Annotated in this window: 19 protein-coding genes and 2 pseudogenes; 5 read left to right on the top strand and 16 right to left on the bottom strand. The window is 73.8% G+C overall.

All coding sequences use genetic code 11. From position 1 onward, the window contains the following. Positions 1 to 4 precede the first annotated feature (4 nt). From OG389_RS33255 to OG389_RS33245, 3 genes and pseudogenes are all read right to left on the bottom strand, one after another. Positions 5 to 1,867, bottom strand: coding sequence for an ankyrin repeat domain-containing protein (locus OG389_RS33255; RefSeq protein WP_328302550.1), 1,863 nt, complete (start codon positions 1,865 to 1,867; stop codon positions 5 to 7). A gap of 45 nt (positions 1,868 to 1,912) precedes the next feature. Next, positions 1,913 to 1,985: pseudogene (locus tag OG389_RS33250) on the bottom strand. A gap of 47 nt (positions 1,986 to 2,032) precedes the next feature. Continuing rightward, positions 2,033 to 3,180 (bottom strand): annotated as a pseudogene (locus OG389_RS33245) (hypothetical protein). 242 nt (positions 3,181 to 3,422) lie between these two features. Between OG389_RS33245 and OG389_RS33240 the strand changes: the two are divergent. Next, positions 3,423 to 4,235, top strand: a complete 813-nt coding sequence (locus OG389_RS33240) for a glutamate ABC transporter substrate-binding protein (protein WP_328302548.1) — start codon at positions 3,423 to 3,425, stop codon at positions 4,233 to 4,235. Here the strand turns inward: OG389_RS33240 and OG389_RS33235 are convergent. Both OG389_RS33235 and OG389_RS33230 read right to left on the bottom strand, forming a co-directional pair. Further along, on the bottom strand, positions 4,219 to 5,181 hold the full coding sequence (locus OG389_RS33235; protein ID WP_328302546.1) for an SMP-30/gluconolactonase/LRE family protein: 963 nt from the start codon (positions 5,179 to 5,181) through the stop codon (positions 4,219 to 4,221). The genes OG389_RS33240 and OG389_RS33235 overlap by 17 nt on opposite strands. Before the next feature lie 178 nt (positions 5,182 to 5,359). Then, on the bottom strand, positions 5,360 to 5,926 hold the full coding sequence (locus OG389_RS33230; RefSeq protein ID WP_328302544.1) for a DJ-1/PfpI family protein: 567 nt from the start codon (positions 5,924 to 5,926) through the stop codon (positions 5,360 to 5,362). Between the two features lie 235 nt (positions 5,927 to 6,161). Here OG389_RS33230 and OG389_RS33225 point away from each other — a divergent pair, with 235 nt between their 5' ends. Then, entirely contained in the window at positions 6,162 to 6,977 is an 816-nt protein-coding gene (locus OG389_RS33225; RefSeq protein WP_328302543.1) for an endonuclease I family protein, read from the top strand. Between the two features lie 31 nt (positions 6,978 to 7,008). Here OG389_RS33225 and OG389_RS33220 read toward each other — a convergent pair whose 3' ends face one another. The 4 genes from OG389_RS33220 to OG389_RS33205 form a co-directional block, all read right to left on the bottom strand. Then, positions 7,009 to 7,446: a GNAT family N-acetyltransferase gene (locus OG389_RS33220; RefSeq protein WP_328302541.1), complete on the bottom strand. Its 438-nt coding sequence runs from the start codon at positions 7,444 to 7,446 to the stop codon at positions 7,009 to 7,011. 75 nt (positions 7,447 to 7,521) lie between these two features. Next, positions 7,522 to 9,150, bottom strand: coding sequence for a beta-N-acetylhexosaminidase (locus OG389_RS33215; RefSeq protein ID WP_328302540.1), 1,629 nt, complete (start codon positions 9,148 to 9,150; stop codon positions 7,522 to 7,524). Between the two features lie 75 nt (positions 9,151 to 9,225). Beyond that, a complete protein-coding gene (locus OG389_RS33210) occupies positions 9,226 to 9,660 on the bottom strand; it encodes a GlcG/HbpS family heme-binding protein (protein WP_328302539.1) in 435 nt (144 codons plus the stop codon). 50 nt (positions 9,661 to 9,710) lie between these two features. After that, positions 9,711 to 10,940 carry an MFS transporter gene (locus tag OG389_RS33205; RefSeq protein WP_328302537.1) on the bottom strand — a complete coding sequence of 410 codons (1,230 nt, stop codon included), beginning with the start codon at positions 10,938 to 10,940 and terminating at the stop codon, positions 9,711 to 9,713. A 240-nt stretch (positions 10,941 to 11,180) separates the two neighbouring features. On the opposite strand from OG389_RS33205, the gene OG389_RS33200 reads away from it, so the two are divergent. Next, a complete protein-coding gene (locus tag OG389_RS33200; RefSeq protein ID WP_328302535.1) occupies positions 11,181 to 11,642 on the top strand; it encodes a MarR family winged helix-turn-helix transcriptional regulator in 462 nt (153 codons plus the stop codon). Positions 11,643 to 11,682: 40 nt separating this feature from the next. Here OG389_RS33200 and OG389_RS33195 read toward each other — a convergent pair whose 3' ends face one another. Beyond that, positions 11,683 to 12,105, bottom strand: coding sequence for a MarR family winged helix-turn-helix transcriptional regulator (locus tag OG389_RS33195; RefSeq protein WP_328302533.1), 423 nt, complete (start codon positions 12,103 to 12,105; stop codon positions 11,683 to 11,685). Between the two features lie 175 nt (positions 12,106 to 12,280). Here OG389_RS33195 and eno point away from each other — a divergent pair, with 175 nt between their 5' ends. After that, positions 12,281 to 13,600, top strand: a complete 1,320-nt coding sequence (gene eno, locus OG389_RS33190) for a phosphopyruvate hydratase (RefSeq protein WP_328302531.1) — start codon at positions 12,281 to 12,283, stop codon at positions 13,598 to 13,600. A gap of 71 nt (positions 13,601 to 13,671) precedes the next feature. On the opposite strand, the gene OG389_RS33185 is transcribed toward eno, so the two are convergent. From OG389_RS33185 to pdxR, 6 genes are all read right to left on the bottom strand, one after another. Further along, positions 13,672 to 15,084, bottom strand: a complete 1,413-nt coding sequence (locus OG389_RS33185; protein WP_328302529.1) for an AMP-binding protein — start codon at positions 15,082 to 15,084, stop codon at positions 13,672 to 13,674. Positions 15,085 to 15,244: 160 nt separating this feature from the next. Further along, positions 15,245 to 16,003 carry a helix-turn-helix domain-containing protein gene (locus OG389_RS33180; protein ID WP_328302527.1) on the bottom strand — a complete coding sequence of 253 codons (759 nt, stop codon included), beginning with the start codon at positions 16,001 to 16,003 and terminating at the stop codon, positions 15,245 to 15,247. 136 nt (positions 16,004 to 16,139) lie between these two features. After that, positions 16,140 to 16,754, bottom strand: a complete 615-nt coding sequence (locus OG389_RS33175) for a hypothetical protein (RefSeq protein ID WP_328302526.1) — start codon at positions 16,752 to 16,754, stop codon at positions 16,140 to 16,142. Further along, a complete protein-coding gene (locus OG389_RS33170; protein WP_328302524.1) occupies positions 16,751 to 17,413 on the bottom strand; it encodes a SigE family RNA polymerase sigma factor in 663 nt (220 codons plus the stop codon). The genes OG389_RS33175 and OG389_RS33170 overlap by 4 nt, the downstream gene beginning before the upstream one ends. A gap of 8 nt (positions 17,414 to 17,421) precedes the next feature. Next, entirely contained in the window at positions 17,422 to 17,847 is a 426-nt protein-coding gene (locus OG389_RS33165; RefSeq protein WP_328302523.1) for an LAETG motif-containing sortase-dependent surface protein, read from the bottom strand. 150 nt (positions 17,848 to 17,997) lie between these two features. Beyond that, the gene (pdxR, locus tag OG389_RS33160; RefSeq protein WP_328302522.1) at positions 17,998 to 19,581 is read right to left on the bottom strand and encodes a MocR-like pyridoxine biosynthesis transcription factor PdxR; all 1,584 of its coding nucleotides are present in this window, start codon (positions 19,579 to 19,581) and stop codon (positions 17,998 to 18,000) included. A 29-nt stretch (positions 19,582 to 19,610) separates the two neighbouring features. Here pdxR and OG389_RS33155 point away from each other — a divergent pair, with 29 nt between their 5' ends. Next, positions 19,611 to 20,597 (top strand): DMT family transporter, encoded by a 987-nt coding sequence (locus OG389_RS33155; protein WP_328302520.1) that lies wholly within the window; start codon positions 19,611 to 19,613, stop codon positions 20,595 to 20,597. Positions 20,598 to 20,608 lie beyond the last annotated feature (11 nt).

The following is a 20,608-nucleotide window of genomic DNA, read 5'->3' as shown; positions in this document are numbered from 1 at the left end:
CTTCCTAGCGTCTGTTGCCCTCCCATGCTGTCACGGGTCCGTCCACCGGAACCGAACGACCGTACGTTCCCGGCCAGTCCGCCATCAGCTGCCGGGCCCACGCCACCCGTCGGTCCCACGACATGTCCCAGCCGATGGCGCCGAGGCCCGGATGCTCCTCGTCCAGCCGACGCCTGAGGAAGGCCAGGTCCCCGCCCCGGTAGAGCCGGATCACCTGGGAGAGCGACCGCTGCTTGTAGTCCACCACGTCGATCCGCGCACCGGCCTCGAGCAGCGCGCGCACCAGCGCGACGGAGCCGCCGCAGTGGACGGCCCGCTGCAGCGGGGTGCGCCGCTGGTCGTCCCGGGCCTCCAGGTCGGCCCCGGCCGCCAGCAGCCGCGGCAGCAGCACCTCGTGGTCGAGCCCGGGCAGTACGTGCAGCAGCCCGCGCCGCGAACCGTCGCGGACCCGGGGGTCGACGCCCGCATCGAGGAGCGCCACCACCCCGGGGGTGTCCCCGTGCGCGGCCCGCAGGAACAGGTCCTGCCGCTCGGCGCGCAGCCCACGCGGCAGCCGCCCGTACCCCGTGACCCAGGTCCGGCGGACGGCGGAGCACCCGGCGCCCTCCACGGACGGCTCCGGATCCGGCTCCCCCTCCGAGGCCGGGTGCGGAACCTCCAGGACGCCGCCGCGCGAGCGGACCTCGTGCCACTCGCCCCCGCACCGCACCCGTACGGGCTTCGGCGCGGCCGGGCCCGGCGGACCGCCGGCCGGCGGTGCGTCCGGGTACAGGGCGGCCCGGACCAGCGGGTGCAGTTCGGACGGGGTGGTCAGACCGTGGCGCAGCATCTCCAGGTCGGGCGGGCGCCGCCAGGCGTGCAGCGGGAGCCGCGGCGCCGTGCGCACCTCGTCGTACCCGAGCAGGCGGATCCGTACCCGGCCGGTCCGGAGCGGTTCGGGCACGGGGCCGGTCGGCTCGACCAGCACGCCGCCCATCCGCAGCCGGTCACCCGCGCCGGCCAGCGCGAGCCTCCACGCTTCGGCGGCGATCCGGGTCAGGTCACCGGGGATGCGCCGCAGATCGGCCCACGGATCCGACTCGGGCCACAACCGCTTCAGGCGCGGCGGCGTCAGGTCGACCTCGATCCCCGCGCTGTCGAAGGCCCCGGCCGCGTCCTCGCGCGCGTGCAGCAGCGCCGTCCACTCGGCCCGCCGCACGGGGTCGCCGGCCCCCGGGTCCTGCGCGGGCAGTTCACCGGCGTCCAGGGCGGTCCCGTCGGCGCGCAGGAAGGGCAACCGCCGGTGCGCGCCGGATCCCGGGCCGCCGCCCAGCTGTTCGTACAGCCCGGCGCTGTGGCGGGCGTCCCAGTACGGGCGGGCGGTCGTCCAGTCCTCCACCGTGAAGCGGAAGATCCAGACGTCGTGCGGTTCCGCCTCCGGGAGCGGCTCGCAGTGCAGCCGCAGGCGCTGGGGGCCGCCGATGAGCGGACTGGTGGTGACCGAGAGGACCGGGGCGCCGGCGGCGCGGGGCACCCGCCCGTCCTCGCCGTAGTGCGCGAGGACGATCCGCAGGTCGGGGGTGATCGTCGAATGGCCGCCGAGCACTCTGGGCAGGTGCCAGCGCAGCAGGTCCGGCGCGAAGTGGCGCAGGTCGTCCGCCACCGCCCGCTCGACCGCGGCACCGTAGCGGTCCGCGAGCCCCGGCAGATCGAAGGTGACGTCCACGCCGGCCGCCTCGCAGGCGGAGCGCCAGTCCCCGACCAGCCGGTGCGCGGTCACCCGCTCGATCATCCAGCCGGGCACGGCGTAGCGGCGGATCCGCTGCCAGGTCGAACGGTCCGCGGGCGCGAACCCGCCCTTCAGCTGTACCGGACCCGGCGCGCTCACCACTCCCCCGTTCCTCGCCGGGTACGGGAGCACCCGGCGGTCCGGCAAGGCCGGTCGGATTCGAACCGACGTCCTCCAGCCTGCTCCGTTGGCGCGACGACCTCTGCGCTACGGCCTTGCCGACGGCGATCGTACCGAGCCGTTCCCGCCCTGGCCTGCGGTTTTCTACCAGTCCCCGTCCTGGACCGGCTTGCCCGGCCGGGGAGCCTTCCCCAGGGGTGTGACCTGCCCGGGGGCGGGCTCTGCCCAGGGGGTGTCGTCGGTGCCGAGCCATTCGCCCACCGGCTCCACCCCGCTCAGGGCGTCGGAGGGGGCGATGTCGGTGGCGTCCTCGTCGTAGTAGTCGAACCACGGCAGCCCGGCCTTGGTGTAGGCGGCCCGGTCCACCGGGGAGGGCGGCGGCTCCTCACCGGTGATCCGGCGCCACGCGGGCGGGGTCACCAGGTGTACGAAGACCCTCGCGGCCGGCTCCTCCGCCCAGTCCCGCAGCTTCCGGTCGTCGCGGTACACCTCCTGGCGCATGGCCCCGCCCACTCCGAGCCCCATCGCCGGGGCCGCCTGCGGGGCGGCCCCGGCGCGCGACCTGCCCAGCGCGCCCAAGGGTCCACCGGGGGCCGATCCCGGGGGCGCCATCGGGGGTCCGCCCGCCGGTCCGCCCGGCGCCGCGGCCATCGGCATCGCGGGAGCCGCTCCGTAGCCGCCACCCGCGGGTGCGCCCGGAGGCAGGACCCCGTACGAGCCACCGCCGGGGCGGGGCCGGGCCGTACGCTCCCGCTCCTCCTCCCGCCACCGTGCCAGTGCTTTCGCGCCGAGCGGGAAGGCCTGGAGCTGCACGCCGCCCGTGGTCTCCTCGCCGGTGACCTGGCCCTCACGGTAGCGCCGAGCCCCAGCGGGACGGCGACGAACTGGCGGACCGTGCCCCGGCCCGAGTTGATCCCGTCCAACCACGGCTGGCGCGGCAGTACGAGGTAGTTCTGCGGCCGGCGCCCGAGCGCGCCCGTCCACCGCTCGCCGGAGACCGCGCACACCTTGCCGACCCCGACCTGGAGGGCGGTGGGCTGCCGGCTCCCGCCGAAGGCGAGCCACATCGCCTCGCGCAGGTACACGGGGAGCATCACCCCGCCCTTGGCGAGCCAGTCCGCGGGCACCGTGTCCGGATAGTCCTCCACCCGCCGCAGCGGAAACTCCCCCAGACCCGGGGGCAGATTGTGCGTACCCGACTCCGGCAGCCGCAGCGTCCGCATGAACCGGACCCGCGCCCCCTCGCCCAGCAGCAGCGCGTTTCCCTCGACCCTCGTCCCGCCCTCGGCCACGCGACCGGCTCCTCTCCCGTACAGGACCGGATCCGCCGCAGGATCTGCCGCCGTTCCGGATCGTTACCCTCAAGCTTTGCTCAGATCCCGTGACACCGTGCCCGGCGAGTTCCTAGCTTCCTCATATACGCGCCCACCTGCCTCCGCGGTTCCCCGTGCCCCGGCCGAGTCCCCGGGCGCGCCCCGCGCGACCCCGCGCACCCCCGTACCCGCGATCCGGGTACCCCAGAAAAGAGTGCAGCATGAAGGTTCCCAAGGCCGGCGCGGTTGCCGCAGTGATCGGGCTCGTCCTGACCGCCTCCGGGTGCGTCGGTGACGACGATTCCAAGGGGACCCTCGCCATCGGCATCAAGTTCGACCAGCCCGGTGTCGGCATGCGCGAGCCCGACGGCACCTTCACCGGCTTCGACGTGGACGTGGCCCGGTACATCGCGAAGCAGCTCGGCTACAAGCCGGACCGGATCGCCTTCAAGCAGGTCTACAGCAACGACCGCGAGCTCCTCATCCAGTACAACGAGGTCCAATTCGTCGCGGCCAGCTACTCGATCAACGACAAGCGCAAGGAGAAGGTCGACTTCGCCGGCCCGTACTTCCTCGCGCACCAGGACCTGATGGTCCGCGCCGACGACACCACCATCACCAAGGCCGAGGACCTCAACAACAAGAGGCTCTGCTCGGTGACCGGCTCGACCTCGGCCGAGAACGTCAAGAAGAACCTGGCCCCCAAGGCGAGCCTCCTGGAGCTCCCCGGCTACTCCGAGTGCCTCGTCGCCCTTCAGGACCACCTGGTCGACGCCATGACCACGGACAACTCCATCCTGGCCGGCTACACCGTCCGCAAGGGCAACGAGGGCAAGTTCCGGCTGATCGGGCTGAGCCTGAGCAGCGAGAACTACGGGATCGGCATGAAGAAGGGGAACACCGAGCTCCAGGGCAAGGTCAACGAGGCGATCCGCAAGATGGTCGCGGACGGTTCCTGGGAAGCGGCCGTGAAGAAGAACTTCGGCGCGGACTACAAGTACGAGCCGGCCCCCGCCATCACAACGGGCAGCTGACGACCGTCGAGGAGGTGGCCGGGTCCGACCAGTCGGCGTCGAAGCGGGCGTTGACCACGTACAGCCGGCCGCCGTGGACCGCCGCGGTGGTCGGCTCGTCGAAGCGCGGGTCGGTGATCCGCTTGACGAAGCGGGCCCGGCGGCCGTCCCCGCTGAGGGTGAACACGTCCACGGCATAGGCCCAGTTGCGTACGACGTACAGCGTGCGCCCGTGCACCACGAGCCCGTCGCCGTTGCCGACCGCGCCGCCGTCGAGCACGGTCCGGCTGGCGACCCCGGTCCGCGGGTCGATGCGGAACAGCGCCTCGGCGGTGTCGTGCACCACCAGCAGGGCCTGGCCGTCGGGGGTCCGCTCGATGCCGTTGGCGCCCCAGTACTCGCCGCCGGGCGGGACCGGGGCCCACTCGCCGCCGAGCCGCAGCGCGCGGGGGGCGGCGCCGGCGCCGGTGAGCTCGCGGCCGGCCGGCAGGAAGTACAGGACGTCCGCGAAGGAGTCGGTGAACCAGGCGCCGCCGCAGCCGACGACGACGTCGTTGACGAAGGCCGTGCCCGTCGCGGCCTGGTGGTTGGCCAGGACCCGCCCGTCCCCGGCGTCGATCACGCGGATCTGCCCGCTGGCGCCGCCGGCGACCAGCAGGCGCCCGCGGGAGTCGGTCTTGAGGCCGGCCGACATCGGGCCCTCGCCCCGGGTGATGATCCGGCCCGCGCCGGTGGCGAGGTCGAAGCGGTAGATGGAGCCGTCGATCAGCGAGCCCGTGTAGGCCGTGCCGCGCGCGGAGACGGCGATCCCCTCGGGCTGGAAGCCCGCCGGGGTGGCGATCGCGTCGGGCCGGGGCGGTCGGGCGGTCTGCGCCTGGGCGAGCGGGGCTCCGGCACCGACGACCGCGGCGCCTCCCAGGGCCGCTGCCGCACCGATGAATCCGCGTCGCCCTAAGGTTCCAGACATGGATGTCCCTCTCAACTACCGTGCGAACCGGACGTGTTGACCCGCACACCACATCACACCGATCGCTTCCCGGCAGTGCCCCGTCAGGATCTTTCACAAAGGGACGGGGAACCTCACCCTCCCCGGACGGCCGTCGGCCGGCGGCGAGGAGGGCGAGGAGGAGGGCAAGGGGTCCGGATCAGGCCAGCGGCGCCTTGCCGCGCAGGACGGTCAGGAACTCCCGCATCCACGCCGAGTGGTCGGGCCACGCGCGGGCCGACACCAGCGTGCCGTCGACCACGGCCTCGGAGTCCTCGAACTCGGCCCCGGCGGCCTTCATGTCGAGCTCCAGCGCCGGATAGGCGGTGACCCGGCGACCGCCGAGCGCGCCGGCCGCGGCGGTGATCAGCGGGCCGTGGCAGATCTGCGCGATCGGCTTGTCGGAGCCGGCGAAGGCGGCCAGGATCCGCCGCACCTCGGGGTCGTTGCGCAGGTACTCCGGGGCGCGCCCACCGGGTACGACCAGCGCCGCGTACTCCCCCGGGTCCACATCGGCGAAGGCGATGTCGGCGGGCCAGGTGTAGCCGGGCTTCTCGGTGTAGGTGTCGAAGCCCTCCTCGAAGTCGTGCACGACGAACCGGAGCTTCTTCACCGCCGGCGCCGCGATGTGGACCTCGTAGCCTTCCTCGCGCAGGCGCTGGTAGGGGTAGAGGACCTCCAGCGACTCCGCCGCGTCGCCGGTCACGATGAGGATCTTCACTGCCATGGGCTGCTCCTGGTAGGGCTGTTCACGGTGTGGCCTCCGCTACCGTGCACGCGCCGCCGGGTTCTGCCAAGGGATTCCCGCGCCAATCACCCACACGACGCGCGTAGAGAGTCCGGGCTCCCGACACATGCTTTTCACCTGTACGGCACATGACAATGTGAACCTCGCTCTGCCACCTGATGCCCCGCCAATTCCCCGGGCGGGAGCGGTGCGTGTGGAGAGGTACCCCCACGTCATGAGAATCTCCCGCCTCACTCCCTGGGCGGCCGGCTGCGCGGCGGCGTCACTGCTGCTGCTCCCGTCCGCGGCGCAGGCGTCCTCGGCATCCGCTGTGCGCTCGTCGTCCTCCGCCTACGCCACGTCCGCCGTCGACACCTACTACGCCTCGGCCGAGGGCAAGACCGGCGCCGCGCTCAAGACGGCGCTGCACAACATCATCAAGACCCAGTCCAAGGTGACGTACGAAGGCGTGTGGAACGCCCTGAAGGTCACCGACCAGGACCCGGCGAACCCCAACAACGTCATCCTGGTCTACTCGGGCCGCTCCCAGTCCAAGTCCACCAACGGCGGCGGCGTCAACGACTGGAACCGCGAGCACGTCTGGGCCAAGAGCCACGGCGACTTCGGCACCGCCACCGGCCCGGGCACCGACCTGCACCACCTCAGGCCCGAGGACGTCACCGTCAACAGCACCCGCGGGAACAAGGACTTCGACAAGGGCGGCAGCCCGGTCGCCGAGGCCCCCGGCAGCTTCACCGACTCCGACTCCTTCGAGCCGCGGGACGCGGTCAAGGGTGACGTCGCGCGCATGCTGCTCTACATGGCCGTGCGCTACGACGGCGGCGACGGCTTCGCCGACCTGGAAGTGAACGACAAGGTCAACAACGGCAGCGCGTCCGCCATCGGCCGGATCGGCGTCCTGAAGCAGTGGAACCTGCAGGACCCGCCGGACGCCTTCGAGCAGCGCCGCAACCAGGTCATATACGACACCTACCAGCACAACCGGAACCCGTTCATCGACCACCCGGAGTGGGTCGGCTCCATCTGGTAGGCGTACGCCGGACCCGACCTCCGCCACCGACCTACTGCTGGCCGAGGGCCATCCACTTCTCCGGGGCCGAGAGCGGCTCGAAGCCGACCTTGGCGTAGACGTCGTGGGCGTCCCCGGTCGCCAGGAGGATCCGACGCAGACCGTACGGGGCGAGGTGGTCGCGCACCGCCCCCGCCAGGGCCGTGCCGAGCCCCTTGCCCCGCGCGTCCGGGTCCACGTACACGTCGCAGAGCCAGGCGAAGGTGGCCAGGTCGGTCACCACGCGGGCGTAGGCCACCTGCCTGCCGGAGAGGCGCTCGTAGACCCCGTAGTTGAGCGATCCGTCGATCGCGGCATCCTGCTTCTCCCGGCTCCGCCCCAGAGCCCAGTAGGCGTCCTCGGACAGCCAACGGTGGATCAGCGTCCGGTCGAGCCGGCCGGGGTCGGTGGAGATCTCGTGGTCTTCGGGCGAGGGCAGTTCACTGTTCATCTCCGCATCCAAGCAAGACGGCCCCTCGTCCGGCCAGTGGAATTCGCCGGACGCACCGATGGCGGGCGGGGCCGGCTACAGACGGTCGGCCAAGGCCTTGAAGGCCGGCCAGCCGAGGGCCGGGGTCCGGGAGTCCCAGACCTTCTGGGACAGGGCCGCCAGCGGAAGCCTGATGCCCGCCGCCACCTGGGCCTGGGTCTGTGATCCGGCCAGATCGCACCAGACGGCGAGGCGCGCACCCAGGATCCGGTCCGCGTACCGCGCGGGCACCGCCGCCGTGCCGCGCAGCACCAATGGGGTCCACTGCTCGTAGATGCGCCGGCCGTCGGGGTACGTGAACTGGTTGGGCTGCCCCAGCACGTAGTAGAGGTACTCGTCGTTGAGGTTGACCACGTCGCGGCCCTCGCGCAGGTACTCCAGCGGCGGCCGGGCCCCGCCCTCCTTGCCCGTCCAGTACTCGACCTGGATGTCCTTCGCGGGCTGGACGACCCCGCCGGTGAAGAAGCCGTCGTTCCATGCGGCCGGCTGCCGACGCGCCGAACGGACCACGTCCGCACGGTCGTTCAGCCAGCCCGTCGTCAGGTCCTGGACCCGTGCGGTGGGACCGTAGCGCTGCCGGGCGGCGGCCGCGAGCTGCGGGAAGGAGGTCTGCGGGTCCTTGTAGACGAGTGCCTGGTACTCGTCCGCGCCGAGGTTCCAGATCGCGCCGGGGAACAGCGGCAGGTACTCGCGCAGGAGCTGGTCCACGAGTTTCGCGGCCGCCGGGTTCGCTATGTCCACGGCGCCCTTGACCGCCCGCCCCTGGGAGTCCCGCAGTTGCAGCTCCGGGTACGCGCGCAGGACCGCTCCGAGGTGGCCCGGTGAGTCGATCTCGGGTACGACCGCGATGTGCAGGCGGGCGGCGAGTGCCGTGATCTCGCGCACCTGCGCCTTGGTGAGGTGGGGGGTGGAGACGATCTCGGGGTGGGTGTCGGACTCGATCCGGAAGGCCTGGTCGTCGGAGAAGTGCAGGCCGAGCTGGTTCAGCTTCAGGTCGGCCATCTCGCGAAGCCGGTCCTCGATCCAGGCCGGGGTGAAGTACTTGCGGGCGATGTCGAGGTTCAGTCCGCGCTGCGGCTTGGCCGGTGCGTCGCGGACCGTGCCCTCGGGGGCCGAACCGCCGCCGCTCACCTCCTGTTTGAGGGTGCGGGTGCCGTAGAACACCCCGGCCTGGTCGGGGCCGGTGATCCGGACCTGGCCGTCGCGCACGGTGAGGGTGTACGACTCGGGTGCGCCGGAGGTTTTGGCCCCGAGGGCGAGCTGCACGTCCCCGGGGCGCGGCGCGTCGGTCTCGGCGAATCCCATGCGCAGTTCACCGGCCAGCAGTCTGCCCTCGTCGGCCAGGGCCGCGCTGTCGGCCGGTGGTACGACGACCCGCGCCCCGGGGCCGGGCCGCCAGCCGGGGCCGCGGGCCGGTACGTGTTCCCGTACGGCCGGGACGGTGCGCGGGGCGCTGGACAGCGGGTAGGAGGGCGTCGGCGAGGGGGCGGCGGACGGGGTGGACGGGCTGGCGGCCGGGGGCGCCGAGGTGGGGGCGGCCCGGGAGCCGTCCGGGGCGGCCGTACCGGCCGCGCAGCCCGGGACGGTGACAAGGGAGACCAGCACGGCGGCAACGGCCGTCGCGAGGAGGTGGCTCCGCCGGTACTGCTTCGTCTGCCGCATCATGCACCTTTCCCCCGTACCAACCTGGCACGGGGGGCACGGGTGCGCGACCCGGGCGGGCGGGTCGGGCCGGGCAGGTCAGTCCAGGACGCCGAGCGCGGTCCCGGCGAATCCGTGGTCCTGGGCGGGCGCGCCACCGCCGACGCCGATGGCCCCGATGAGCCGGCCGGCACGGCGGACCGGGAGCCCGCCCGCGATGAACAGCAGCGGGCGGTCGAGGGCGGTGGGCAGGGTGTGGAAGGGCCCGCCGGGCTGGACGGCATCCACCAGGTCGGCGGTCGGGGCGTCCAGCTGGAGCGCCGTGAAGGCCTTGCGGGTGCTGGTCTCGCCGGAGATCAGGACGGCCCGGTCATCTCGCCGGAAAGCCAGCAGGTGGCCGCCCGCGTCGAGGACGCTCACGCTGACCGCGACCCCGGCCACGTCGGCGGCGGCCGTGGCGGCGGCGACGAGCGCCTCGGCGTCCGTGGTGGTCAGGGGGGCGACGGCGGTGCGGGGGGTGGTGGCGCTGGACATGAGGAGGCTCTCCTGTGAGGTGGTAGCGGTGGGGATGGTGGGGTGGTGGATCAGTGGTGGGCGGGGACGGCCGCCGGTGGCGCCGGGGCCCCGGCGGCGACGACCCGGCTGCCGTCCGCGTCGCCCGCGCGGGTTCCCGTACGCCGTTCCAGCGCGCCGGAGGCGACGGCGAGGAGCAGGGCGGAGGCGGCCAGCGCCGCGCCGACCCAGTTCGGTGCGGTCCAGCCGAGCCCGGCGGCGATGACGAGTCCGCCGAGCCAGGCGGCGAGGGCGTTGCCGAGGTTGAAGGCGCCGATGTTCACGGCGGAGGCCAGGGTGGGGGCGCCCGCCGCCTGGTCGAGGACGCGCTTCTGCAGCGGCGGCACGGTGGCGAAGCCGAGGGCGCCGATGAGGAAGATGGTGACGGCGGCGCCTGCCTTGGTGTGGGCGGTGAGGGTGAAGGCTGCCAGGACGACGGCCAGCGCGCCCAGGGACGTGTACAACATCGGCATCAGCGCCCGGTCGGCGAAGCGGCCGCCGACCAGGTTGCCCGCGACCATGCCGAGGCCGAGGAGGACGAGCAGCCAGGTGACCGAGGTGTCGGCGAACCCGGCGACGCCGGTCATCATCGGCGTGATGTAGGTGATGGCGGCGAAGACCCCGCCGAAGCCGAGGACGGTCATCCCCATCGCCAGGAGCACCTGGACGTTGCGGAAGGCGGCCAGCTCGTGGCGGATGCGTACGCCCTCGGGGCGGGGCAGGTCGGGGACGAGCCGCGCGATGCCGAGCAGGCCGAGGAGGCCGAGCGAGGCGACGATCAGGAAGGTGACGCGCCAGCCGAGGTGCTGGCCGACCAGGGTGCCGAGCGGGACTCCGACGACGTTGGCCACGGTGAGGCCGGTGAACATCATGGCGATGGCCCCGGCCTTCTTCTCGGGGGCGACGAGTTCGGCGGCGACGACGGCTCCGATCCCGAAGAAGGCGCCGTGGGCGAGCGAGGCGACGACGCGTCCGGCGAGCATGATCCCGAAGGCGGGGGCGAGCGCGGAGAGCACGTTGCCCACGATGAACAGGCCCATGAGCAGCATCAGCATCCGCTTGCGCGGGATCCGGGTGCCGAGGACGGTCATCAGCGGCGCGCCGAGGACCACGCCGAGGGCGTAGCCGGTGACCAGGAAGCCGGCGGCGGGGATGGAGACGCCGTAGGTGCCGGCGACCTCGGGGAGCAGGCCCATGATCACGAACTCGGTGGTGCCGATCCCGAAAGCGCCGATGGCGAGTGCGAGGAGAGCGAGAGGCATGAGGGGGGTGCCCTTCAGGGGAGGGTGCGGGTGGTGCTGCGCGATCGGCGCCCGGAGGGGGACGCGGGGTCGGCGGGGGGGCGCGGGGGGCGCGCCTCGTACGGGGGTGGCGACCTGGAGGCATTGGGTTGCCGCAGCGGGTTGCCTGCGTCCACATTAATTGCAGACGCGGTATATTTGCAAGCGCGGGCAATTGCAGACGTGCCCTATCCTGGAGTCAAACGCCCTGGAGGAGGACCAATGACGGCCACGGACAGCGCACTCACCGCCCTCGCCCAGGGCTGGTGCGCCCTCTCCCTCCTGCACGGGCGGATCGAGACGCACATCGAGCGCGCGCTCCAGTCAGGACACGGCCTGAGCGTGCGCGAGTACTCCTTGCTCGACGTCCTCAGCCGCCAGCACAGCGGCCCCGGCGGCCACCTGCGCATGCACCAGGTCGCGGACGCGGTGGTGCTCAGCCAGAGCGCGACGACCCGGCTGGTCAGCCGACTGGAGGACCGCGGACTGCTGAGCCGCTACCTCTGCGACACCGACCGCCGGGGCATCTACACCGACGTCAGTCAGGCCGGCCTGACCCTCCTGACCGAGGCCCGCCCCACCAACGACACCGCCCTGAGCGAGGCCCTGGACGAGGCCGCGCGCACGCCGGAGCTGGCCCCACTGGTGGCCGCCGTGAAGAACACGCCGACGACCGGGGCTTAGCCCTTGGACGCAGCCGCCCGAGCGGTACCGGAATGGCCCCTCAGCGCCCGGCGAGCCGCTCCATCAGGGCGGCGCTGCGCGCCAGCAACTCCCTCTCCCCGTCGGTGAGTTCGGCTTCGATGGCCTGCGCGAGCCAGCCGGCCCGCCGGCCGCGCTCCGCTTCGAGCGCGGCCAGGCCCGCCTCCGACAGCTCGACCAGTGACTTGCGGCCGTCGGTGGGGTGCGCCCGGCGTGTGATCAGGTCCTGCCCCATGAGCAGCCCCACCGCCCGGGCCATCGACTGGGGGCGTACGCGCTGATCGGCGGCCAAGTCACTGGTGGTCATGGCGCCATTGCGGTCGAGTGCGCCGAGTACGGCGGCCTGACCCAGCGGGATGTTGTCCTCGTGTTTGACGCGCCGGGTGAGCTTGCCCATCGCGGTGCGCAGTTCGGTGGCGATGGCGGCGGCTTCCGAGGTGGGCATAGGGCACTTTACCCCGTTGGACAGCATTGCTGTACACCTGACCTGCACAGCAATGCTGTGCAGCAATACTGCACAGCGAAACTGAGCAGCATTGCTGTAGGGTTTGGCTTGTCGGGCTCAGCGCCAGCGTTGTCGCAGCCGGGGCCGCGGCATACGACAACGGGAAGGACCTCCCATGTCCGCAGAGGTGTCCGCAAAGGCGGTCGGAACCGTCGACGCCACCATCGAAACCGTCACCGCCCGCCGGATCATCGACAGCCGGGGCAACCCCACGGTCGAGGTCGACGTGGTCCTGACGGACGGGTCCCTCGGGCGCGCGGCCGCCCCCTCAGGCGCCTCCACCGGTGCCCGGGAGGCCGTGGAACTGCGCGACGGGGACCCCGCACGCTGGCACGGCAAGGGTGTCGACCGCGCGGTGGCCCACGTCAACGGGGAGATCGCGGCGTCCGTGCGCGGCCGGGACGCGGTGGACCAGGCGGGTCTCGACGCCGCGCTGATCGCCCTCGACGGCACCGCCACGAAGTCCCGGCTCGGCGCCAACGCGATCCTCGGCGTCTCCCTCGCCACCGCCAAGGCCGCCGCGGCGGCCCACCGCCAGCCCCTCTACCGCTACCTCGGCGGCGCCGACGCCCACCTCCTGCCGCTGCCGATGATGAACATCGTCAACGGCGGCGCGCACGCCGACAATCCGCTGGATTTCCAGGAGTTCATGATCGCGCCCGTGGGCGCGGACACCTTCGCCGAAGCCGTCCGCATGGGCAGCGAGGTCTTCCACACCCTGCGCCGCGATCTGCTGGACGCCGGGCACTCCACGGGCGTCGGTGACGAAGGCGGCTTCGCGCCCGCGCTGCGGACCGCCGAGGAGGCCCTCGACTTCGTGATGGCCGCCATCGAGCGCACCGGCTACCGCCCCGGCACGGACATCGGCCTGATCATGGACCCGGCGTCGTCGGAGTTCTTCCGCGACGGGGTCTACGACTACGCCGGCGAGGGCGTGCGCCGCACCCCTTCCGAGAACGCCGACTACCTGGCCAAGCTCATCGACGCCTACCCGGTCCTCTCCATCGAGGACCCGATGGCGGAGAACGACCTGGACGGCTGGCGCGAGCTGACCGCCCGCGTCGGCGACCGCTGCCAGCTCACCGGCGACGACGTGTTCTGCACCAACGAGACGCTGCTGCGCGAGGGCATCCGTACCGGCGTCGGCAACTCGGTCCTGGTCAAGGTCAACCAGATCGGGACCCTGACCGAGGCGCTGGCCGCGGTGGCCACGGCCCACCAGGCGGGCTGGACCGCCGTCATGTCGCACCGGTCGGGGGAGACCGAGGACACCACCATCGCGGATCTGGCGGTGGCGACCGGCTGCGGCCAGATCAAGACCGGCTCGCTCTCGCGCTCCGACCGCACGGCGAAGTACAACCAACTCATCAGGATCGAGGAGGAATTGGGCGACGCCGCGCGCTACGCGGGCCGCTCCGCACTGCGCCGGTCGTGACCGGCGGACACCCGCCGACGCCGGGCGGGGGCCGGGGTCGGGACGGGGCCGGGCGTACGGAGCGGAGCCTCCTACCCGTCCGCCCCTGGGCGGCCGTCAGCGACCGCGGTCCGGGAGCCCGGCCGGAGCGCCGGTCCGGTCACCGACAGGTTGCCGTCAGGGGTGCGTCGGACGAGCCGGCCGGTGCGGAAGTAGCCGTCGGGGGTGAAGGAACGGGCGTTGTGGCCCGGCTCCCGGTAGTAGCCCCGCGGGGTGGACGGGCCGCGGACGAGGAGCTCGCCCGGGTCCCCGTCGGCCACCTCCCTGCCGTCGGAGTCGACGACGCGGATCTCGTCGTCGGGCGAGAGCGGGCGGCCGTGCGTGGTGAGCGCGGCCGGGTCCGGATCGGCGGGACGGGTCAGCACCAGCGGCCCCTCGGGCATGGCGAAGACCTGCTGCGGACGGCAGTCCAGCGCGGAACCGATCCGTTCGGCCAGCGCGTGCCGCGCGGGTTCCCCGCCGATCTGCACGAGACGCAGACTGCTCACGTCCGCCCGGGCCGCGGGGAGTTCATCGAGCCAGAGCCGGGCGAGGGCGGGCACCACCGAGGTGATGGTGACCCGCTCCCGCTCGATGGTCTCCAGGCACTCGGTAGCCCCCGGGTCCTCCAGCAGGACCACGGTGCCGCCGACGGAGAGGGTGCCGAGGATGCCGGGGCAGCCGAGGGCGAAGGCTGACCCGGCGGGCAGCGCGGCGAGGTACACGTCGTCCCCGGTGAGCGACACCAACTCGGCGGTGGCCCGCATCTGGTAGGCGTAGTCGTTGTGGGTGCGCGGAACGAGCCCGGGGACCTCGGCGGTGCCGTCGGCGGCGCCGAGGTCCGAGAGCAGGAAGAACGCCACCTGGTCGGCGCGCTGCGCGAGCGCCGGCTCGGGCGGGGAGTCGAGCGAGCCCAGCGGGAAGTAGTGGCAGCCCGACGTGTCGGTCGTGAAACCGCCGTACGGGGAGGAGGTGCCCGGCGCCTCGAAGGGGAACACCCGCCGCAGGAAAGGCCCTTCGGCCGCGATGCCGGCGGCCATCGCCGTGTGGTCGAAGCCCTGGTACACCGAGGGGCCGACGTAGCCGGTGGCCTGGGCGACCCGCACGACGCGGGACATCTCGGGCGCGCGGTGCGAGACCGGGCAGAGCACGGGGACCACCCCGGCGCGCATCAGCGCGAACACGGTGACGACGAACTCGGGAACGTTCGGCAGCTGGACGACGACCCGTTGCCCGCGCCGCAGGCCGCGCAGCCGGAACCCGGCGGCCATGCGGTCGATGCGCCGGTTCAGGGCCGCGTACGTGAGACGGGTGCCGCCGTGCACGAGCGCGGTCCGCGGTCCGAACTGCAGGGCCCAGCCGCGCAGCAGATTGTCCAGCGACGTGCCGCGCCAGTGCCCGGCCGCCCAGTAGCGGTCGGTGAACTCCTCGGGCCAGGGCGTACAGCCGCCCAGCGTGGATGTCATGCGCTTCCTTCCCTGCCGGCTCGGGGCGGCCCCGCCGTTCTGATCCTGGCAAGGGAACCCGGCGGCGCCTGCGCACGCAATGCGCTTTCCTGACCATGGACGCTCCCTCCCCTCAGCGGAAAGCCCAATGAGCGCCGCTGACCAGCGGGAACGGCCGGTCTCACCGGAACGGTGCAGCGGCCGGCCGGCTCGCCGCACGCTCGGCACCGGCTTCCTCCAGGCTCAGCGCACGGAACTCCGCGGGGCTGACTCCGTACGCCTCGCGGAAGGAGCGGCTGAAGACCACGGGGCCGCTGAAGCCCCAGCGGGCGGCGATGGCGTGCACCCGGTGCGCCCCGGGACCGGGGCGTGCGAGGTCGGCGCGGCACTGCTCCAGCCGGCGCCTGCGGATCCGGGCCCGGACGCTCTCCCCCTGGCCGTGGAAGAGCTGGTGGAGCGTGCGCAGGGAGATGTTGTGGCGGGCGGCGACGACGGGCGGCGTCAGCTCCGGGCGCTGGTCACGCAGGGGCAGCGCCTCCCTGGGAAGCATCAGGATCGTCGCCCGCGCCTGGCCGCGGTCGGCGAGCATCTCGTTGTCGGAGGGGCGCGAGGTGTCCCAGAGCATGAGGTCCCCGGCCCCGATGGTGCAGTCGTTGCGGTGCTGGGACATCGATGTGCTGCCCTCGCGCAGGAGCGCCAGCTGGTACTGCTCCGGGTCGCCGCGCCGGATCAGCGCGGGTGTGCGCCGTGAACGGAGCGGCGACAGGGCGAACTTCGCCACCCGGAGGTCCCCCAGGTCCAGTACGGCGGCCTCGCCCTGGAACTCCGCGGGCCGCTCGCTGCTGAGAGCCGCGGGCATCACTTCGCGCGAGATGATGTCGGCGTACCAGTCGAACCGCTCCCCCGCCGGTACCGCGCACGACGACACCACTGACCACATCCCGCGTCCCCCGTTCGAACTCCTCGGCAGGGATCAAGGATGCAGCGGAGGGATCTCCATCGGCTCATGGTTCAGGGCCCCGCGTGGCGCGCCGATCCCGGGCGGGCCGCCCCCGGGATCGGTGACGGAGCCAGGCCTAGTGGTAGTCCGGAGGCCCGGTGACCGGCGGCGGCGAGGGCGAGAGCGACGGCGACGCGGACTGACCCGGCTTGGCGGAGGGGACGGCGGAGCCGGACGGGGTGGAAACCGGCCGCGGCCCACCGGTACCGGACCCGCGCTCCGGCCCCGCCGAGGACGGTGACGGGGAGGACGGGAACGGTGAGGAGGCATGGGAGGAGGGCAGCGGCGTGGGAGTGGCCGTGGCCGAAGGGGGCAGCAGTGACGGCGCCGGGGTGCCCTGAGCCGGGCGCGGCGACGACCCGTCCGGCCAGGGCGACGGCGGAGCCGCCGGCGGAACCGGGGCCGGGCGGACCTGGGCCGGGTCGGGAGCCAGTACGGCATACCCCACCACCACCGCGGCGGCCGCTGCCGCCAGCCCGGCCAGCGGCAGCGCCAACCCGCGCGGCCAGGCCCACGGCAGACGTCGCACCCCGAGCCCCGGCGGCTGCGCCGGGCGCAGTTCGCGCGCGGTGATCCCGGCCGCCCGTGCGTCGAGGGCGCTGCGCAACCGGTGCTCGACGGGCCGCACGGCCGCCGGTGCGCCCCCCGGGCCCGTGTCCGACCCCTCGGCCGGTCCCCGCGCACGCGTCATGTCCGACCCTCCAGAATCCGTTCCAGCGCGTCCAGTCCACGGCTCGCGTTCGATTTCACCGAGCCCCGGCTGATCCCCAGCGTCTCGGCGATCTCCGCCTCGCTGAGGTCGGCCCAGTAGCGCAGCACCAGAACCTGCCGCCGCCTCGGCGTCAGGCGGCCCAGCGCGGCCAGCACTTCGCGGTGTGCCTCGTCCAGGACCACGGACGCCTCGGCGGACGGTACGTCGACGGGCGCGGGCGGGATCCACGCACGGGCGGTCCGGCGCCGGCGCAGTACGGAGCGGGCCGTGTTGACCACGGCGGTGCGCAGGTAGCCCAGCGCGTTGTCCACCTCCGCGATCCGCTCGCCGTGGCGCCGGTACAGCGCCGTGAAGGCGTCCTGCACCACGTCCTCGGCGGTGCCCAGGTCGTCCACGAGCAGCACGGCCAGCCGGACCATCTGCAGCCGATGGGCATGGTAGAGCTCGGTCACGGTGGGCGGCGGGCCGCCGTCCTCGGTGGGGTGACCGTACGTGTATCCGTGCCGGTGCGGCTCCGGGTGCGCGGGCGGGGCGGCCGGGGCGGACCGCTCGCGGTGCAGCAGGAACGACCACAAGCCCCGCCGCACCCGGTCGAAACCGGGTACCGCGGGGCCCACGGATGGTGCGAGGTGGAGCACGGGGATCCTCAGCCGTTGGCGCGGCGCCGAACGGCGTACAGGGTCGCGGCCCCGGCGGCGAGCAGCACGGCGGCCCCGGCTCCGAGTGCGGCCGTGGTGGCGGAGGAGCCAGTATGCGCGAGCTCGGGTTCGCCGTTGGAACCCGGGGTCGCACTGGGGGCGGCGGGAGCCGCGCTCGGGGAGGCGCTCGGCGTCGCGGTCGGGGGCCGGCTCACCGAGGGCTGCGGCTTCGGAGAGGTCGGGACCACGCTGGGCGCGGTGCTCGGCACGGCACTGGGCGCGGCCGACGCGGGGGCGGGCCGGGCGCTCGGCGTGGCGGACGCCCCCTGCGCGGCGGAGGCCGGCCCGGCGATAACGACGGCCACCCCGGCGGCGGCGACGGCGACGGCAGCCGCCCTGCGGAAGGACAGCGGGGCGCGCTTCAGGTTCTTCACGGTGGTTCTCCACGGTCGGCTGCGGGGCGCGGAACCACGCCCTTCACCCCGCACGACGCGCGACCCTCAGGGAGGTTGTCGACGTTCCCGAAAAACTTTTCGCGGTTCTGGTTCCGACCCGCGTTCCCAACTCCGGCCGGCCTCACCCGCTCAGGTCCGCCCGGGCCGCCTTGGCTGCCTTGGCCTCACTGGCCGCCCGAGCTCCCGCAGCGCGGTGCCGAAGGCGGCCACACCCTCCTCGATCTCGCCGACCGGGCCCGCCGCGTAGCCGAGGACCAGGCCGGGCGGGCCCGGGGCCAGGCGGTGCCAGGACAACGGATGGGCCTTGACGCCGAGTTCCAGGGCCGCCGCGGCCAGCGCGGTGTCGTCGAACTCCGCTCCGTCGAAGGTGACCATCAGGTGCAGCCCGGCGGCCGCCCCGTGCACGCGTGCGCCGGGCAGTACGGCGGCGATCGCCCGGAGCATCGCGTCCCGCCGGGCCCGGTGGCGGCGGCGTACGAAGCGCAGGTGCCGCTCCAGCTCCCCCGATGCCATCAGCCGGGCCAGCACCAGCTGGGCGAGGACCGGATTGCCGAGGTCCGCGTACCTCTTGGCCTCGATCACGGCCTCCAGGTGACGCGGCGGGACCAGCAGCCAGCCCAGCCGCAGGGCGGGGGCCAGGAGCTTGGAAACGCTCCCGGCGTAGCAGACCGCCTCCGGCAGCAGGGCGCGCAACGCGGGGACGGGTGCCCGGTCGTAGCGGTGCTCGGCGTCGTAGTCGTCCTCGATGACGATGCCCCCGGCCGCCGCCCAGCCCAGGAGCTCGCGGCGCCGTTCGCCGTCGAGGACGACCCCGGTCGGGAACTGGTGCGCCGGTGTCAGCACCACCGCTTGGGCCGGGCCGGCGGACAGGGCGGCGGTGTCGATCCCGCCCTCGTCCACCGGTACGGGCAGGAGCTCCATGCCTCCGTGCTCCAGCTGCTGACGGGCCCCCAGCGAACCGGGGTCCTCCACCGCGACGCGCCGTACGCCGTCCGCCCGCAGCACCTGCGCCAGCAGCCCCAGCGCCTGCGCCACGCCCGCTACGACGACCACCTCACCGGGGTCGGCGCGGATCCCCCGGCCCCTGGCGAGCCAGCCGGTGACCGCCTCGCGCAGCGCGGGCGTGCCCTGCGGGTTGCCGTAGCCGAAGTCGGCCGGGGTGAGTTCCGCGAGGACCCGGCGCTCGGCCTGGAGCCAGGCCGTACGCGGGAACGCGGTCAGATCGGGTACACCGGGCGACAGGTCGATCCGGCACGGCGCGGCGCGCAGCGCGTCGACGAGGGCCCCGCCGGCCCCCGGCACGAACGGGCCTACCGGGGCCGGGACTCCAGCCCCCGCGGGCCGGGACGGGACCTGCCGGGGGGTCACGCGCGCGGCCACCGGCGCGGCCACCACGACCGTCCCCGCACGGCCCCGCCCCGCCACCTGGCCGGTCTCCGCCAGCCGCTGGTACGCCTCGGTGACCAGGCCCCTGGAGACCCGGAGCTCGGCGGCGAGGACGCGGCTGGCCGGGAGCCGGGAGCCCACGGGGAGCCTGCCGTCGGCGATGGCGGCGCGCAGCCGGTCGGCGAGCCAGTCGGTGCGGCCGCCGGCCGGGGCCAGGCCGATGTCGAGCTGAAGGAAATCCGACCCGGGGTCCGACCCGAGGCCCGCCCCGGGGACCGCCCCGAAGGTTTTGGACCCCTGGGCATCGCCTTCTTTGGACCTGTCCATCGGTCCATTGTCACGCCAGGCTCGACGGTATGAGTACACCGCCCCCTTCTCCGGCATCGTCCCCGTCTCCGGCATCGTCCCCACGGCTGCGCGACCTCGCCCCCGGTATCACCGGCATGGCGCTCGTCGGCAGCAGCGTCACCGTCTCCCGGTCCCTCGTGCACGCCCCGCTGTTCGGCGTCCAGGCCGTCCGCTACACGGCCGCCGCGCTGCTCCTGTTCGGACTGGCCCGCGTCGCCCGGGCGCGGATCACCGCTCCGCGCGGCCGGGAGTGGCTGTGGCTCGCGGGGGTCGCCGCGACCGGGCTGGTGCTGTTCAACGTCGCCGTCGTACGGGGCGTCGCGCACGCGGAACCGGCCGTCATCGCCGTGGCCGTGGCCTCCGTGCCGATCCTGCTCGGGCTGATCGGCCCGCTGCTGGAGGGCCGCCGGCCCAGCCGCCGGGTGCTGCTGGCCGCGCCGGTGGTCGTCGCCGGGGCGGTGCTGGTGGAGGGCGCCGGCCGGACGGACGCGGCCGGGGTGGGGTGGGCCGCGCTCGCGCTGGGCTGCGAGGCCGGTTTCACCCTGCTCGCGGTGCCGGTGCTACGGCGTCACGGCGCGTGGGGGGTGTCACTGCACGCGGTGTGGATGGGTGCGGTGATGCTGGCGGTGCTCACCGTGTGCGTCGAGGGGCCCCAGGGGCTCGTGTCGGTGAGCCCGCGCCAGTGGGCGGCCGCCGGATACCTCGCCGTCATGGTGACGGCGGTGGCCTTCCTCCTCTGGTACCGCACGGTGGCCGCGGTGGGCTCCGGCCGGGCCGGGCTGCTGACCGGGGTCGCGCCCCTCGCGGCGGCGGGCGCGGGAGCCGTGACCGGCGGCGGGGTGCCGGGTCCGGCGGTGTGGCTGGGCCTGGCGGTGGTGGTCGCCGGCCTGGCCGCCGGGCTCCTTCCGGAGCGGGTCGCCTCCGGGTCGCCCGCCGCGCCGGACCCGGCGGCCGCGCGAAAGCCTCGTAACGCCCAGGAGTCCGCCGCCCCTTGAGCGGGCCGGGC

This window comes from Streptomyces sp. NBC_00435 (assembly GCF_036014235.1).
Taxonomy (GTDB): Bacteria; Actinomycetota; Actinomycetes; order Streptomycetales; family Streptomycetaceae; genus Streptomyces.
Note: the sequence above shows the minus strand (reverse complement) of the source record. Positions and strands in the feature narration are given on the sequence as shown.